Annotated in this window: 13 protein-coding genes; 3 read left to right on the top strand and 10 right to left on the bottom strand. The window is 64.1% G+C overall.

The annotated features are described in order from the left end of the window. Nucleotides 1-3: 3 nt before the first annotated feature. From FDY95_RS21870 to FDY95_RS21850, 5 genes are all read right to left on the bottom strand, one after another. Nucleotides 4-1131, bottom strand: coding sequence for an ATP-binding response regulator (locus tag FDY95_RS21870; protein ID WP_138081001.1), 1128 nt, complete (start codon nt 1129-1131; stop codon nt 4-6). A gap of 15 nt (nt 1132-1146) precedes the next feature. Continuing rightward, nucleotides 1147-1593: a response regulator gene (locus FDY95_RS21865; RefSeq protein WP_138080999.1), complete on the bottom strand. Its 447-nt coding sequence runs from the start codon at nt 1591-1593 to the stop codon at nt 1147-1149. Then, on the bottom strand, nt 1594-3909 hold the full coding sequence (locus FDY95_RS21860) for an ATP-binding protein (RefSeq protein WP_171025787.1): 2316 nt from the start codon (nt 3907-3909) through the stop codon (nt 1594-1596). Beyond that, nucleotides 3891-4454, bottom strand: a complete 564-nt coding sequence (locus tag FDY95_RS21855) for a biliverdin-producing heme oxygenase (RefSeq protein ID WP_138080995.1) — start codon at nt 4452-4454, stop codon at nt 3891-3893. The genes FDY95_RS21860 and FDY95_RS21855 overlap by 19 nt, the downstream gene beginning before the upstream one ends. Before the next feature lie 345 nt (nt 4455-4799). Beyond that, nucleotides 4800-6332, bottom strand: coding sequence for a DEAD/DEAH box helicase (locus FDY95_RS21850; RefSeq protein WP_138081060.1), 1533 nt, complete (start codon nt 6330-6332; stop codon nt 4800-4802). A gap of 300 nt (nt 6333-6632) precedes the next feature. On the opposite strand from FDY95_RS21850, the gene FDY95_RS21845 reads away from it, so the two are divergent. Next, nucleotides 6633-7298, top strand: coding sequence for an NAD-dependent epimerase/dehydratase family protein (locus FDY95_RS21845; protein ID WP_138080993.1), 666 nt, complete (start codon nt 6633-6635; stop codon nt 7296-7298). 1 nt (nt 7299) lies between these two features. On the opposite strand, the gene FDY95_RS21840 is transcribed toward FDY95_RS21845, so the two are convergent. Together FDY95_RS21840 and FDY95_RS21835 are read right to left on the bottom strand one after the other, a co-directional pair. Next, nucleotides 7300-8103, bottom strand: coding sequence for a hypothetical protein (locus tag FDY95_RS21840; protein ID WP_138080990.1), 804 nt, complete (start codon nt 8101-8103; stop codon nt 7300-7302). A gap of 39 nt (nt 8104-8142) precedes the next feature. After that, on the bottom strand, nt 8143-9192 hold the full coding sequence (locus FDY95_RS21835; RefSeq protein ID WP_138080988.1) for a Gfo/Idh/MocA family oxidoreductase: 1050 nt from the start codon (nt 9190-9192) through the stop codon (nt 8143-8145). A gap of 247 nt (nt 9193-9439) precedes the next feature. Here FDY95_RS21835 and FDY95_RS21830 point away from each other — a divergent pair, with 247 nt between their 5' ends. Beyond that, on the top strand, nt 9440-10627 hold the full coding sequence (locus tag FDY95_RS21830) for a CaiB/BaiF CoA transferase family protein (RefSeq protein ID WP_171025786.1): 1188 nt from the start codon (nt 9440-9442) through the stop codon (nt 10625-10627). 89 nt (nt 10628-10716) lie between these two features. Next, entirely contained in the window at nt 10717-11637 is a 921-nt protein-coding gene (locus FDY95_RS21825) for a hypothetical protein (protein ID WP_246074100.1), read from the top strand. A 246-nt stretch (nt 11638-11883) separates the two neighbouring features. Here the strand turns inward: FDY95_RS21825 and trpS are convergent, their stop codons facing one another. From trpS to FDY95_RS21810, 3 genes are read right to left on the bottom strand one after another with little or no spacing between them, the layout of a single operon-like run. Further along, a complete protein-coding gene (trpS, locus tag FDY95_RS21820; RefSeq protein ID WP_138080986.1) occupies nt 11884-12861 on the bottom strand; it encodes a tryptophan--tRNA ligase in 978 nt (325 codons plus the stop codon). A gap of 8 nt (nt 12862-12869) precedes the next feature. Then, on the bottom strand, nt 12870-13490 hold the full coding sequence (locus tag FDY95_RS21815; protein WP_138080984.1) for a hypothetical protein: 621 nt from the start codon (nt 13488-13490) through the stop codon (nt 12870-12872). 34 nt (nt 13491-13524) lie between these two features. Beyond that, a complete protein-coding gene (locus FDY95_RS21810) occupies nt 13525-14298 on the bottom strand; it encodes a queuosine precursor transporter (protein WP_138080982.1) in 774 nt (257 codons plus the stop codon). Nucleotides 14299-14439: the final 141 nt, after the last annotated feature.

Raw genomic sequence — 14439 nt, 5'->3', positions numbered from 1 at the left:
CCGCTACCCCCGCAGATGCACCCGGAACGTGGTGCCCTGGCCTTCCTCGCTTTCCACTTCGATGCGGCCCCCGTGGGCCTGCACCAGTCGGTTGACCAGGAACAAGCCGACGCCGGTGCCCTCGCCCGCGTGCGGGTGAAAGCGGCGGAACAGCTGAAACAGCTCCGGACCGTGGCGTTCCAGGTCCATGCCCAGGCCGTTGTCCTGCACCTCCAGCACCGGCTGGTTGGCTACCAGGCGGGTGCGCAGGGCCACCTGGGGCGCGCGCTCCGGGTGGCGGTACTTCACGGCGTTGGTGAGCAGGTTCAGCAGGATGGTGCGCAGGTTGCCGCGCACGTATTCCAGCTCGGGCAGGTCGGCGAAATCCGTCTGAATATCCGCCTGCACGGCTTGTAGCTGCGGGTGCAAAGTCTGCAGCACGTCGGCCGTGAGGTCGGCCAGGGCCACGGGCTCGGTGGTTTGCTCGCCGCTGGGCCGGGCCACCTGCACTACCGATGCCAGGTCGGAAATGGTGGTCGACAGCGCGTGCAGCGAGGCATCGACCATGCGCAGGATAGTGGCCTGCTCCGGGTCGTCGAAGGTGGCGCTGCGCTGCAGTTCGTCGAAGAGGCCGCGCAGGTTGTTGACGGGCTGGCGCAGGTCGTGCGAGGCCGCGTACACGAAGTTGTCCAGGTCGCGGTTGGTGCGGGCCAGCTGCTGGTTCACGGCCTGTAGCTGGCGGTGGTGCTGGGCCACGTGCTGGCGCCACTCGTTTTTCTCGATGGCGTGCATGACCGTCTTGAACAGCAATTCGTGGTCGAAATGCTGCTTCACCAGGTAATCCAGGGCACCGTTGTTGAGCGCCTTCACGGCCAGGGCTTCGCTGCCGCCGCCGGTTATCATCACCACGCACAGCGTATCGGTGGGGGCCAGCAGCTTCAACTCGGCCAGCAGCTCCAGCCCGTCGGTGTCGGGCAGGTTATAGTCGAGCAGTACGCAGTCGGGGCAGTGCGCAGTGAACTGGGCCCGGGCCGCGTCGCCCGAGTCAGCCTCGAATATTTGAAACTCTTGGTGCTCGGCCTGCTTGCGCAGCAGCCGGCGGTACAGCATCCGGTCGTGCTCGTTGTCGTCGACAAGGAGGATTTTCTTCACGCAGAACAGGCGGGGCTAGCTTACAGACGGCAGCTCGGACGTGGCGAGCCAGTAACGGACCAGCGAGGCGGCCTTCTCCTCCAGCACCGAGAATTCGATGGGTTTGGTGAGGTAGCTGTTGGCGCCGAGGCGGTAGCAGTCCTCGATGTCGCGCGAGTTGGTGGACGTGCTGAAGATGATGACCGGAATGGATTGCAGGTGCGGGTCTTGCTTGAGCTTGCTGAGCACGGCGCGGCCATCGGTGCCGGGCAGGTTCAGGTCGAGCAGGACGAAGGCCGGCATCTGGGCGGGCCAGTTGGCGTGCTTGCCGTAGCCCTGCAGGTATTCCAGGGCCTGGTCACCGTCTTCGCAGCGCAGCACGGGGTTGGGCAGCGCTTGCTTGCGGAAGGCCCGGCCGAGGGCCGTGAAGTCTTCCGCGCTGTCTTCCACCACCAGGATGGGTTTGTGAGCCGAGGGTATCACTTACAAGTGCTTTGAAAGAGAAAAGAAAAACGTTGTGCCCTGACCGGGTACCGACTCTAACCACAATTCCCCCTCGTGGCGTTCCACCATTTTGCGGGCAATGGGCAGGCCGGCGCCCGTGCCGCCGCCGTACTTGTCCTGCGCGTGCAGGCGCTTGAAGATTTTGAATACAGCTTCGTGGTGCCGGGCATCAATGCCGATGCCGTTGTCGCGTACGTAGAACACGTAGTAGTCGTCGGGCCGGCCGGTGCCGCGCGGGCCGCGGACCTTGGCTGAGGCCAGGCCCACTTCTACGTGGGGCGTGGGTTTGTCGTTGTATTTGAGGGCGTTGGTAAGCAGATTATTAAAAATTTCCCGCAACCGGACTGCGTCACAGCGCAAGGTAGGCAGCGGGCCGTGCACCGTCACCAGCTGGTCGATGCGTTGATAGCTGAGTTGCAGCACATCGAGCACGTCGGCCACCACCGCATCCAGGTCGGTTTCGGTGACGGTCAGCTCCTGCCGGCCCACGCGCGAGAGCTGCAGCAAGGACTCGATCAGGGACTCCATGCGCTGGCTCAGGCGCACCAGCGTTTGCAGTTTCTGGGTGCCGTCGGCGTCGAGCTTGTCGGCGTAGTCTTCGAGCAGGAAGATGGAGTAGTTGTGGATGCCGCGCAGGGGTTCCTTCAAATCGTGCGAGGCCACGTAGGCGAAGGAGTCCAGCTCATCGTTGCTGCGCTCCAGCTCCGAGTTCAGCTTGCTGAGCGCGGCGGCGCGCACCTGCAGCTCGTTGAAGATTTTCAGGCGCACGTCGGAGAGGTGCAGCCGGATTTCCTCGGCCGCCTTGATTTCCATCGGGCGCCAGGCTACGGCGGTGCTGTCGACGGTCTGCTTCCAGGCCTCGAACGACTGGCGGGGCGAGAGGTGCAACACGCCGTTTTCCAGGCGCTCCACCTTCTGCTCGCGGCCGGCCCAGGTCACCGTCTGAATCACCTCGGGCCGGAACCAAATCAGGTAGTCGCGCGGCTCCTCCGACAATGATACGGCCATAATGCCGCTGGCCGTGCCCCGGATGGCCAGGCCCGCCGGGTTGTGCTGTACGTAGGAATTGGTGTAGAACAGGTTCTGCGGGGCGTGCCGCTGCAGCCACTCGGTCAGCTCTGCAATCTGCGGCTTGCTGGGCGTGCTGCCCAGGGTGATGATGCTGCCCTCGAAGCAGATGGCCGCCCCGCCGCAGTCGAACACGTCGGTAACCGTGGGGCGGCGCTGGTAGAGGCCGTCGAGGAAGTTGGCGTGGCGACCGACCTGCTCAAACAGCTGGGCCTGCGTTTCGCGGATGTGCAGCTGATAGGCAAATTCGTCCTGCTGCTGCTTGGTCTTGAGCAGGGCCGAAAACGTCTTGCCGATGAACAGGCACAGCTCGCGCAGCTCGTAGCGCAGCAGCAGCGGCGTGAGGTGGTGGCAGGTGATGAGCCCCCACAGCCGGCCTTCCTGAATGACGGAAATGGTCATGGTGGCCGCCACGCCCATGTTGCGCAGGTACTGCAAATGGATGGGCGACACGCTGCGCAGCACCGAGTACGTCATGTCGGGCGGGCGCTGCTGACCGGGGTGGAGCACCGGCACCAGCGGCGCGGGCCGGTAGTCCACGTCGGGGATGAAGCGCAGCCAGCTCTTCAGGTACATGGCCCGCGCCTGCTGCGGAATGTCGGTGGCGGGGTAGTGCAGGCCGAAGAAGGGCTCCAGGTCGGCGCGCTTGGCTTCGGCCACCACTTCGCCGCTGGCGTCCTCGGCGAAGCGGTACATCAGCACCCGGTCGAAGCCCGTCAGGTCGCGCAGCTGGTCGACGGCGAACTGGCAGAATTCCGGCACCGAGCCCGCGCTCAGCATCTGGCCCAGGGTCTGGTTGAGCGTGGCCAGGTCCAGTACGTTCCGCTCACCCTCGGCCACGGGCTCAAATTCCAGCCAGAGCAGCGCGTCGTGGCGGTGTACGATGAGGCGGTAAGCCGGCTGGCCAGCCACCGCGTCGAGCTGGATGGTGAGCAGCTTGGGCTCTTCGGTTGCCGCGTCGAGCAGCCGCTCGACCTCGGCCTGGGTGGCCGGGCCAAACAGGCGCTCCAGCCCCAGGCCGAGCAGGTCCTCGGCTTCGATGCCCACCTGCTCGGCCGCGTTGGCGGAGGCGTGCACCACGCGGCGGCGGCGCTCGTCGAGGCAGAGCAGAAAGCCGTAGGGCTGCACCGAGCCGGGGATGTGAATCGGCTCCCGGTCGCAGTTCGTCAGCGTGACCGGCGCATTTATCAGGGCTTCGTCCGTAGTGACTACCGTTGCTCGATCCACGCGTGTAGCAATTGAAAAGTCTGAATGGCGGCGGCGACGATGTCCGCTTCGTTGTCGTCGGTGGCTTCGGCAGCCAGCAGCTGGCAGAAGCTTTTCCACAGCGGCCCGGTGCGCTCGGCGTGGCCGCTGAAGTAGCGGCGCATCCCGATGCCGGCCTGGGCCAGTTGCCGCGTGATGACCTGCCCGCCCAGGGTAGAGCCTTCCAGCACGTACAGGGCGCCCAGCAGCCGGGCGCGGGTGTCGAGCCGGGGCATGACCGGGCACAGCGGCAGCGCGTCGGCTGTCGGTAAATCTTCCCGGATCAGGTGGGCGCGCTGGCGCAGCTCCAGCTGCCACTCCGGGCCGAAGTCGTGCTGGCGCAGCGCGGCTTCGTAGGGCACGAGGAAGCCGTAGAGCTTGCCCAGAAACCGCTCGGTGGCTGCCGACGTGAGGGTGCCGGCCGTCAGCGCCTGGTTGAACTCGTTTTGCTCCAGCGCCTCGTGGTACGGGTGCGTTTCGCGGCGCAGGCGCTGCAGAATAACGGGACGTTCGAGGGTGGTGGACATGGAGCGGACGCGAAGGCAGAAAGTAGGCGCAAGGTAAATATAGAACAAGCTCCCGGAAGGTTGCTTTTCCTGCTACTCTGGTTAGATCGGTCTGTACAAGACCTGTATAAGGTTATCTGCTTGATTTACAATGGTAATAGCCGCTGTTTTCTCTGTTTTTCAGATAAAATGTAATACGGATGTATGACGGCCCAGCCCGCGGCCTGCTGAACGAATAAAGCAAACCCGGCCTGCATCGAAAGCCTCGCACAAAAAGTCCGGTCCAACCGGTGCAGGCCTAGTGGGTAAGCAATGAGCCCCACAGTCTGCACTGCGGGGCTCATGCTCAGAAAATCAACTGGCAGCTTAGTCGGCAGAAGCGGCCGTGGCTACCGGCGCCGACTCGACCACGCCTTCCGGCTTCGGTCCGCGCCCGCTGCGGTTGCGCCCGCCGCGCTTGCGGCGGCGCTTGGCGGCTTCGCCGTTGCCGGCGTCGCCACCGTCGGCGGCGGCCAGCGAGGTAGCCTCAGCCGCGCCCGTGGCTTCAGCGGAGGCAGTCAGGGCACCTTCGGGCTTGGGACCACGGCGGCGCTTCTTACGGCGCTTGGCCTGCTCGGCGGTTTCACCGGCTATGGCAGGCGCTTCGGCGCCTTCGGCTACGGCGGCCACCGGGGCGGCCGGTCTAGGCGTACTGTGGGCCGGGCGCTCCGAACGGCTGCCGCCGCTGCGGCCACCCGAGCCGCTGCTGGCGTAGGGCGACTTGCCGCGGCCGCCGGGACCGGCAGCACCGCGGCCGCGGTATTTCTTGGGGTCGAACTCGGGCGAGGGGCCGATTTCCTCGGGCGTGGGGTTTTTCACCAGCTCCCGCTCGATGAGCTTCTCGATTTTCACCACCGCGTCCTGGTCGTGGTCGGAGACGAACGTAATGGCCATGCCCGAGGTGCCGGCGCGGGCCGTGCGCCCGATGCGGTGCACGTAGTCCTCCGCGTCGCGCGGCAGGTCGAAGTTCACCACGTGGCTCAGCTCGCTCACGTCGATGCCCCGGCTCATCACGTCGGTGGCGACCAGGATCTGGAACTGCTTGTTCTTGAACTCGCGCAGCACCTGCTCGCGCTCCTCCTGGGTGCGGTCGGAGGTGATGCCGCGCACGTTCAGGCCTTTCTTGCGCAGGGCCCGCTCAATGGGGCCCACGTTCATCTTGCGTGAGGTAAACAGGATCATGCTCTGCACGTCCAGCTCGCCGATGAGGTGCTCCAGCAAGGCCAGCTTCATGGTGTCGTACACCATGTAGAGCTGCTGGTTGATGTTTTCGGCCGGCTTCGACACCGCTAGGCGGATTTCCTCCGGCTCGTGCAGAATCTTCTTCGAGAAGTCGCGGATCTTGTTCGGCATGGTGGCCGAGAAAAGCAGCGTCTGGCGCTTGACGGGCAGCTGGGCGACAATCTGGATTATGTCGTCGGAGAAGCCCATGTCGAGCATCTTGTCGGCCTCGTCCAGGATCAGGAAGTCAATCTGGTCGAGCTTCACGTAGCCCAGCTGCATGTGGGCAATCAGGCGGCCCGGCGTGGCGATGATGATATCGGCGCCTTGCGTCAGGGCGCGTTTCTGCTGCTCCCAGTTCTCGCTTTTGCCGCCGCCGTAGATGGCAATGCTGCTGGCCCCGACGTGGTAGCCGAAGCCTTCCACCTGCTCGTCGATCTGCTTGGCCAGCTCGCGCGTGGGGCAGAGGATGAGGGCAGTGGTGTGGGCGGGCCGCTCGTAGGCAATAAAGTCGAGGACGGGGAGGAGGTAGGCGGCGGTTTTACCAGTACCGGTTTGGGCGCAGGCAATGAGGTCTTTGCCAGCGAGGACGGCCGGAATGGCCTGTTCCTGAATGGGGGAGGGCTTGGAGTAGCCCATGCCGTGCACCCCGTCGGCTACGTCGGGGTGCAGTTGAAAATCGTCGAACGTCAAGGGTTCAGCAAAATGGGTTGAAAGATGGCTGACCTTGGGTTCCTGGTCAGCTAGTAGCAGTGTATTCTGGCTAAAGATACGCGAAAACAACCGCAGCGGCGGCGGGATGGTTCGCGCCGGGTTTGGCAACAGTCTGATACATTGACGCCAGCGGCCCGGCGTCTTGGCAACGAACCATATTTCTGCCGGTCGCCATAAAGTATTCGGCGCCGCCGCCCGACGTATGAGAACAACCAACTTCCGGCCATTGCCATGAATGTAATCGTAACCGGCGCCACCGGCATGGTGGGCGAAGGCGTGCTGCTCGAATGCCTGCAGGACCCCGGCATCACGCGCGTCCTTGTCGTCACGCGCAAACCCACCGGCCGGCAGCACCCCAAGCTGCGGGAAGTGCTGCTGCCGGATTTCGAGCACCCCGAAGCCATCGAAAGCGAGCTGACGGGCTACGACGCCTGCTACTTCTGCCTGGGCGTGTCGTCGGTGGGCCTGAAGGAGCCCGAATACACCCGCCTGACCTACGACCTCACGCTGGGCTTTGCCCGCCCGCTGGCCCGGCTGAATCCGCAGATGACCTTCTGCTACGTCTCGGGCGCGGGCACCGACAGCACCGAAAAAGGCCGGCAGATGTGGGCCCGCGTGAAGGGCCGCACCGAAAACGAGCTGCTACGCCTGCCGTTCCGGGCCGCCTACATGTTCCGGCCCGGCTTCATGAAGGCCACCGAGGGCCAGCAAAACGTACTGCCCATGTACAAGTACATTGCCTGGCTGTACCCCGCGCTGCGCCGCTTCACGCCCGGCTTCGTGTCGACATTGGCCGAGGTGGGCCGGGCTATGATCAACGTGACGCGGCACGGCTACGAGAAGCGCGTGCTGGAAGTGCGCGACATCGTGGAGCTGGCCGGGCGGTATTGAATCAACCGGCGCGGCGCTTCTGGGCCTCCGCGCGCATTAGCGCCATTGCGTCGATAATGGTGAAGCTGCGGGCGTCGTGCGTCAGAAATTTACCGTTGCCGATACCACGCGCCCGATCCACCGGCACGTTGCCGAAGCGCGTAACCCGGTCGTGGCGGTTCCACCAGTAAAAGCTGGTTTTGTCCTTGTATGAGCCCCAGAATACGACGTTGCCGCGGCTGTTAGTAAGAGCCATCGAGCCTTGAAAATCAACGGGTGTAGGCCACTGTTGCAGGCGAAAATCCGTCAGCCGTAGCTCGCACAGATTGAATTCGGGATTGGGATAAAACAGCACACTATCGGCGCCTTCGGGGCATAAGGCGTAGCAGTCCAAGATGAATTCTGCCTGACTGGAATTGAATCCGAAGAGCTGCCGGCCATTCAGGTCAAATACTGCCAGCCCGTCGCCGGCGGGCGGCGGTTCACCTGCGGCCTCATCGAAATAAGAAATGACGATGTAGTTGGCTTGCACGACTACTTCTTCCACCGCGTCACCGGCGTCGAAGGAAAGCAGCAGGTCGCCAGCAGCCGAGAAAAGAAACGCGTTGTCCTGCTGGTTGCGCCGTGCTTCCACAATCAAAAAATGCCCGGCGTCGACTCGGCGAATAAGCGGAAACTGAAACGGCCGTTTCAGCGGCAACCGCCAGTGGTTGGCCCACACCTCGCCACCGTCCAGCAGCGCTACAAACTGGCCGTGCTCATCCGCATCCAGCGAAAGAATCTGCTGCTTGCCGCAGTCAAGCGGATACGTCTGCGTGGCGGACATAGGGCAGGTAGCTGAAAGTAACCGAATCAGTACAACCAGCTACTCCGCCCGGCGCAGCTCCCAGGCGTCGTCGGGCGCCGTGAGGGCCTGCAGCTGCCACAGCAGTTGCTCCTCGGTGATGGGGTAGGGGGCCGCGTGGCGCAGGCTCTGGTACACGGCTTCGAACAAGCCCAGGTAGTCGCCCTTGGGCGCGGGCACGGTGGTGGTCTGGCGCTGGCCGTCGGCACTAACCACCGTGAGCTGTCCGGCCAGCTCGGCGGGCTCCAGGCCGTAGGCCGCATCGAGCGGGGAGAGGGCCTCGTTGAGCTGGGCTTCCTGCACGTCGGCGCGGGGCTTGAGGTAGCTGCCGTGGGTGCCGTGCAGCACGTAGCTGGGCAGCGGCTGCGGAATCACCAGGCCGCCGACCACCGTCACGAGCGGGCCCTGGGGGTAGTGCAGCTGCAGCTGGAAGTAGTCGGTGACCTGGGAGCCGGGGCGGAACTGGCCCTGGGTGCGGCGCACGTGCGCCGGCTGGCCGAAGAGGCTCAGGGCCTGGTCGAGCACGTGGGGGCCAAGGTCGAAGAGCAGGCCGCTGCCGGGCGTTTCGGGCTCCTCCTTGAACAGCTTGTGGTGCAGGGCCAGCTTGTGGCGGTCGAAGCGAAACGTGACTTCCGCCAGCTGCCCGAGTTGCCCACTGGCCACCACCTGCCGCACCGACTGGAAATCGGAGTCCCAGCGGCGGTTCTGATAGGCAAAAAGCTGGCGGTTTACCTGCCGGGCCAGCTGAAACAGCTCCCGCACTTCGGCTACCGAGGTAGCCACGGGCTTTTCCAGCAGCACGTGCTTGCCGGCCTGCAGGGCCTGCCGGGCCAGCGGCACGTGCGAGTCGTTGGGCGTGTTGACGATGACCAGCTCAATGGCCTCGTCGGCCAGCAGCTCGGCCACCGCGTCGTAGCTGATGACGTCGGGGTAGCGCTGCCGGGCCTGCTTGCGGCTGCGCTCTACCACGGCGCGGAACTCGAAGGCGGGGTGCGCGGCCACGAAGGGCGCCTGAAAGAGCTGGCCCGACATGCCGTAGGCGAGCAGGCCGGTTTGGATGCGGTTGGTCATGGCGGCAAAATACGCGAAGAAGCCGGGCGAGGCCGCTGCTGACGTTGAAGCAAGCCGCTTAAACGCTTTATTTCCGGCCCGCTTTGAGTCCTGGACATAAAATTTCAGGCCCTTGAAAAATTATGTCCCGGCCTCCCGGCAATTGGGTAGGACATAATTTTTCGGGATGCGCAAAAAAATAGCTCCGGCCCTCGGCCGCGCGCCAGCCGCTTACTTAGCGGCCGTTTTTCCACCTCATCTAGTGCCTATGGATTCCCCCGGCGCCTCTGAATTACCCCTCGCCGGCCTGCGCGTGCTGGAGCTGGCCGCCGTGCTGGCCGGCCCGCAGGTTGGGCAGTTCCTGGCCGAGCTGGGCGCCGAGGTGCTCAAAATCGAGCCGCCGGCCGGCGACGTGACGCGCACCTGGAAAACGCCCGCCGAGCCGGCCGACACCGACGTGTCGGCCTACTTCGCCTGCGCCAACTGGGGCAAGCAGTCGGTGGTGCTGGATCTGCGCCGCCCGGCCGGCCGCGACCGGGTGCACCAGCTGGCCGCCCGCGCCGACATCGTGCTGGCCAGCTACAAGCCCGGCGACGCGGAAAAGCTGCAGGTCGACTACGCCACCCTGAGCGCGTGGAATCCGCGCCTGATCTACGGGCAGATCAGCGGCTACGGCCCCGAGGTGCCCCGCGCCGGCTACGACGCGGTGGTGCAGGCCGAGGCGGGCTTCATGCACCTCAACGGCGAGCCCGGCCAGCCCCCGCTGAAGATGCCGGTGGCCCTGATGGACTTGCTGGCCGCCCACCAGCTCAAGGAAGGCCTGCTCACGGCCCTCTACCGCCGCGAGCGGACGGGCCGCGGGGCCCTGGTGCAGGTGTCGCTGTGGGAAGCCGGGCTGGCCTCATTGGCCAATCAGGCCAGCACCTACCTCGTCACCGGCCACGACCCGCAGCCCCTGGGCTCGGGCCACCCCAGCATCGTACCCTACGGCACCGTGTACCAGGGCGCCGACGAGGTGCGCCTGATCCTGGCCGTGGGCTCCGACCGGCAGTTCCTGGACCTGTGCGCCGCGCTGGAGCGCCCGCAGTGGGCCGAAGACGAGCGGTTCCGGACCAACGGCGCCCGGGTGCGGCACCGCGCCGCGCTGGAGGCCTTGCTGGCCGGGCGCATCGCCGAAATCAGCGGGGCCGAACTGCTGGCGCGGCTGGCAGCGGCGGCCGTACCCGCCGGGGCCGTGCGCAGCGTCGGGCAGGCGCTGAGCCAGGCCAGCGCGGCGGCCATGCTCTTGCCGGCCACGGCCGAATTTCCGCACCCGGGGCTGCGTACGGTGGCGTTTCGCAGCCCGCAGTGGCCCGTAGCGGCAGCACTGGCCGCGCCACCCGGGCTGGGGGCGCATTCGGCGTCGTTGGACGGGGCCGACCAGCTTTCGGGCGAAAATTCCATCCCCCCACGCTAAAGATTCGTAGCATTAAGCGTCCTTTCTCCAGCGGGAAGGGCCCACGCCCTTTCTGCCGCTGACTCCCAAAAGGCTCTGCCTGCTCACCTATGCCCGAGGAAAACAACCGCCCGACCCCGTCCGCTGAGTTCACCGAAGCTCCCGCCGAGCTGGACCCGCGGCCGGCCGATAAACCGGCCAAGCCCGCCAAAGCGACGAAGGCCGACAAGCCGGCCAGCACCGATAAACCGGCCAAAGCCGATAAGCCCGCCGGCCGCAAAAAAACCGCCGCCAAAGCGGCCGAGCCGGCCGCCGAAACCCCGCACGAGGAAGTCGAGGACAAGCTGGACATCATCTTCGAGGGCCTGCGGCAGAAATCGGCCGCTAAGCAGGCCATTTTCCGCAACGCGCAGGCGGCTTTCGAGTGCCTGCGCACCGTCACGCAGGAGCTGGTGCTCGACCTCACGCGCCGCGTTACCTCCGTCGATTCCAGCGTGATTATCGAGTACCGGCCGGTCAACGAGCTGGAGTTTCACATTCGCTTCTCGGGCGACCTGCTGGTCTTTGTGATGCACTCCAACATCATCACCTTCCCCGACGACTTCCCGCTGTTCGGCTCGCGCTACGTGAGCGAAGACTTCCGCCGCCGCTTCTTCGGCCACATCATGGCCTACAACTTCATGGCCGACAGCATCAAGTACCAGCGCCTGAACGACCCGGGCTACCTGGTGGGCCGCCTGCTGATCAACATCGACAACCACTACTACATCGAAGGCGCCAAGCAGCTGGACATGCCCGACAACGACATGGAGCACAACGTCGTGAACGAGGACGCCATGCGCCTGTACGTGGAAAGCGCCATGATTGCGGCCGTCAACAACGACCTGATGGCCCCGCCCATCCAGGATATCCAGAAAATCAGCGTCAAGCAGAAGCTGGAAAACCAGCAGGTCAGCCGCGGTAGCAAAGTCGGCTTCAACTTCCGCAGCGAGCAGACCCGCCACCAGGGCTACGACGGGCTCACGTACTAGGCAGCCGACAGCCGCTGCCCCGCCGGCGGTTCACCTTGCAGTCATTGCGAGCGAAGCGAAGCAATCTTTCCTCTCGCGGCACGACGGCCTAATACGTACCAACTAAAAACAGCACCGCCCGAAAACGTCGTTCGAACGTCTTCGGGCGGTACCGTTTTCGGTCTGTAGGAATTGTATCGGCGGTGCTACTGGAGGAAAGATTGCTTCGTCGTTCCTCCTCGCAATGACGGCCGGTGCTGCCGTGGGCTAGCGCGGCTGGTAGCCCACTTTCTCGCGCACTTTGTTGAGCACCGTAGCGCCGTAATCCTGGGCTTTGCGGGCGCCTTCGGCCAGTTTCTTGTCGACTTCGGGCAGGTTCTGCATGTAGTAGTTGAACTGCTCCCGCTCCTGGACGAAGCGCGTGCGGATGACCTCGAACAGGGCCTGCTTGGCGTGGCCGTAGCCGTAGCCGCCGCGCAGGTAGTTCTGGCGCATGTCCTCCACCTCGGCGGGCGAGGCCAGCAGGGCGAACAGCTTGAAGGTGTTGTCGGTATCGGGGTTCTTGGGCGCCTCCAGCGGGGTGCTGTCCGACACAATCTGCTTGATGTTCTTCAGCAGGGCCTTGTCGTCGAGGAAGATGTCGATGATGTTGCCGTAGGACTTGCTCATCTTCTGCCCGTCGAGGCCGGGCACAATCATCACCTGCTCGTCGGTGCGAGCCTGGGGCAGCACGAAGGTTTCGCCGTAGCGGCTGTTGAAGGCCGAGGCAATGTCGCGGGTGATTTCCAGGTGCTGCACCTGGTCCTTGCCCACCGGCACAAAGTCCGCGTCGTAGAGCAGAATGTCGGCCGCCATGAGTACGGGATAGGTAAACAGGCCCGTATTTACGTCCGATAGCCGGCTGGCCTTGTCCTTGAACGACACGGCATTAGCCAGCATCGGGTAGGGCGTGAAGCAGGAAAGGTACCAGGCCAGTTCGGTCACCTGTGGCACGTCGGACTGCCGGTAGAACAGGTTCTTCTCCGTATCGAACCCGCAGGCCAGCCAGGCGGCGGCTACTGAGTAGGTGTTGTGGCGCAGCAGCTCCGCGTCGCGCACAGTAGTGAGCGAGTGCAGGTCGGCAATGAAGAGCAGGGACGTATTGGCCGAGCTCTTGGACAGCTCAATGGCGGGTAGGATGGCGCCGAGCAGGTTGCCCAGGTGCGGGCGGCCGGTGCTCTGAATGCCGGTCAGGATGCGGGACATGGGAAAGGTTAGGACTTCTGACGGGCCCGTTGGTTGTAGGCGCGTACGTAGTCGGGTAAAGTTTTGCCGTTGAGGCGGTGTTGGGCAATCAGCTGCTCCAATTCGGGGTCGTTGTTGAAGACCTTGAGCAGGAGCTGGTAGTCCTCGGCGTTGAAGGACTCGTCGATGAGGGGGCCACTCTTGTCGCGTACAGCCAGCATTGGCTGGCCGTTGCGTGGGTTCAGCAAGTAGGTTTGCATGTGTACCCGGCGCGTGGTTATGGCGTTGTTGGAAGCCATTGCCAGTGCGTCGTACGAGTAGATATAGTTCAGCAGGCAGACGCGGCCGGTATCGACGACCATGGCAAAGTCAGCGCTGACTTGCTTAGTACCTCCCTCTTTGCGTGGAACGGTGAAATTGAATACTGGCTCGAAGCGTTGTCCGTGCCAGGTGAAGCTCTTGACGGCCGCTGGTCTTAGAAAAAGCTTGTCTTTCTTGGGCTGGCGTACTTGCAGCTCGCCGCTGCCGAAGATGTAGAATAGCTTACCCTGGCCGGTACTACCGTCCGGAAGCTGGTAAGTATCCTGGGCCTGGGCCAGGGCTGGAATAAAGCTGGCTAGCAACAGCGCGTAGGGCAACGGGTTGATCATGTGCTAAGCGGGTTAAGGTTGATACAGGGTTCGGCTATACGCCCACGTTGGCTTCAGCTTCCTGCTGCAGCTCGGCGGTTTCCTCCCGGCCCAGGTACCGGTCGATGAGGTTGTGGGCCAGGTAGAGCACGGGCGTGAGCAGCACGGCCGCCGCGAATTTATACCAGTAGTTGGTGTTGGCCACCTGCAGCACCTGCTCGAAGGACCAGTTGCCGAACACGTAGAAGGCCACGAACAGGACCACGAACGAGTCGACCAGCTGCGAGACGAGCGTGGAGCCGGTGGCCCGCAGCCAGATCAGGCGGCTGCCGGTGATGCGGCGCAGGCGCTGGAACACCGTCGCGTCGAGCAGCTGCCCGATGATGAAGGCCGCGATGGAGCCGATGATGATGTTGCCGCCCTGCCGGAAAATGCTTTGGTAGGCGTAGTCGATGTTGAAGGGCCGGCCCTGGGCGTCGGTTTTGTTGACGTCGAGCCAGAACGCGGCCGGCTGCAGCCGCGTGGTGGCGTAGATGACGGCAAAAGCGTACAGGATCAGCCCGGCCGTGAGCAGGCTCACCCGCAGCACGCCCTTGGGCCCGAAGTACTCGTTGAGAATGTCCGTGGTCACGAACACCGCCGGCCAGATCAGCACGCCCGCCGTCAGGTCGCCCGGCACCGTTTCGGGCAGCCCGATCAGCCCGTTGACGTGGAAAATCTTCACCCCGATGATTTCGGCCAGCAGGGCGTTGACAATGAAAATGGCGCTGAGCAGCAGGTACAGCTGCTGCTTCTTGTGGGCAAACAGGGAGTTGGCCGGGGTAGACATGAAGGCAAAGTAAATCGTTTAGGAAGGCAATCAGGCCGTCATTCCGAGTGAAGTCGAGGAATCTCGCGTGCTGATGCCTGATAGTAAAATCATCGTTCGACGAAAGAATTACTATTCAGCGAGATTCCTCGGCTTCGCTCG

The sequence above is a fragment of the Hymenobacter jeollabukensis genome, assembly GCF_005771675.1.
GTDB lineage: Bacteria > Bacteroidota > Bacteroidia > Cytophagales > Hymenobacteraceae > Solirubrum > Solirubrum jeollabukense.
The sequence above is the reverse complement of the archived record's forward strand: the minus strand, read 5'-3'. Positions and strand labels throughout refer to the sequence as shown.

Excerpts from the sequence above, each read along its gene's own strand:
- FDY95_RS21815 (WP_138080984.1), bottom strand. The coding sequence starts at position 13,490 with ATGATCAACCCGTTGCCCTACGCGCTGTTGCTAGCCAGCTTTATTCCA.
- FDY95_RS21830 (WP_171025786.1), top strand. The coding sequence starts at position 9,440 with ATGGATTCCCCCGGCGCCTCTGAATTACCCCTCGCCGGCCTGCGCGTG.
- FDY95_RS21850 (WP_138081060.1), bottom strand. The coding sequence starts at position 6,332 with ATGGGCTACTCCAAGCCCTCCCCCATTCAGGAACAGGCCATTCCGGCC.
- FDY95_RS21825 (WP_246074100.1), top strand. The coding sequence starts at position 10,717 with ATGCCCGAGGAAAACAACCGCCCGACCCCGTCCGCTGAGTTCACCGAA.
- FDY95_RS21840 (WP_138080990.1), bottom strand. The coding sequence starts at position 8,103 with ATGTCCGCCACGCAGACGTATCCGCTTGACTGCGGCAAGCAGCAGATT.
- FDY95_RS21855 (WP_138080995.1), bottom strand. The coding sequence starts at position 4,454 with ATGTCCACCACCCTCGAACGTCCCGTTATTCTGCAGCGCCTGCGCCGC.
- FDY95_RS21835 (WP_138080988.1), bottom strand. The coding sequence starts at position 9,192 with ATGACCAACCGCATCCAAACCGGCCTGCTCGCCTACGGCATGTCGGGC.
- FDY95_RS21810 (WP_138080982.1), bottom strand. The coding sequence starts at position 14,298 with ATGTCTACCCCGGCCAACTCCCTGTTTGCCCACAAGAAGCAGCAGCTG.
- trpS (WP_138080986.1), bottom strand. The coding sequence starts at position 12,861 with ATGTCCCGCATCCTGACCGGCATTCAGAGCACCGGCCGCCCGCACCTG.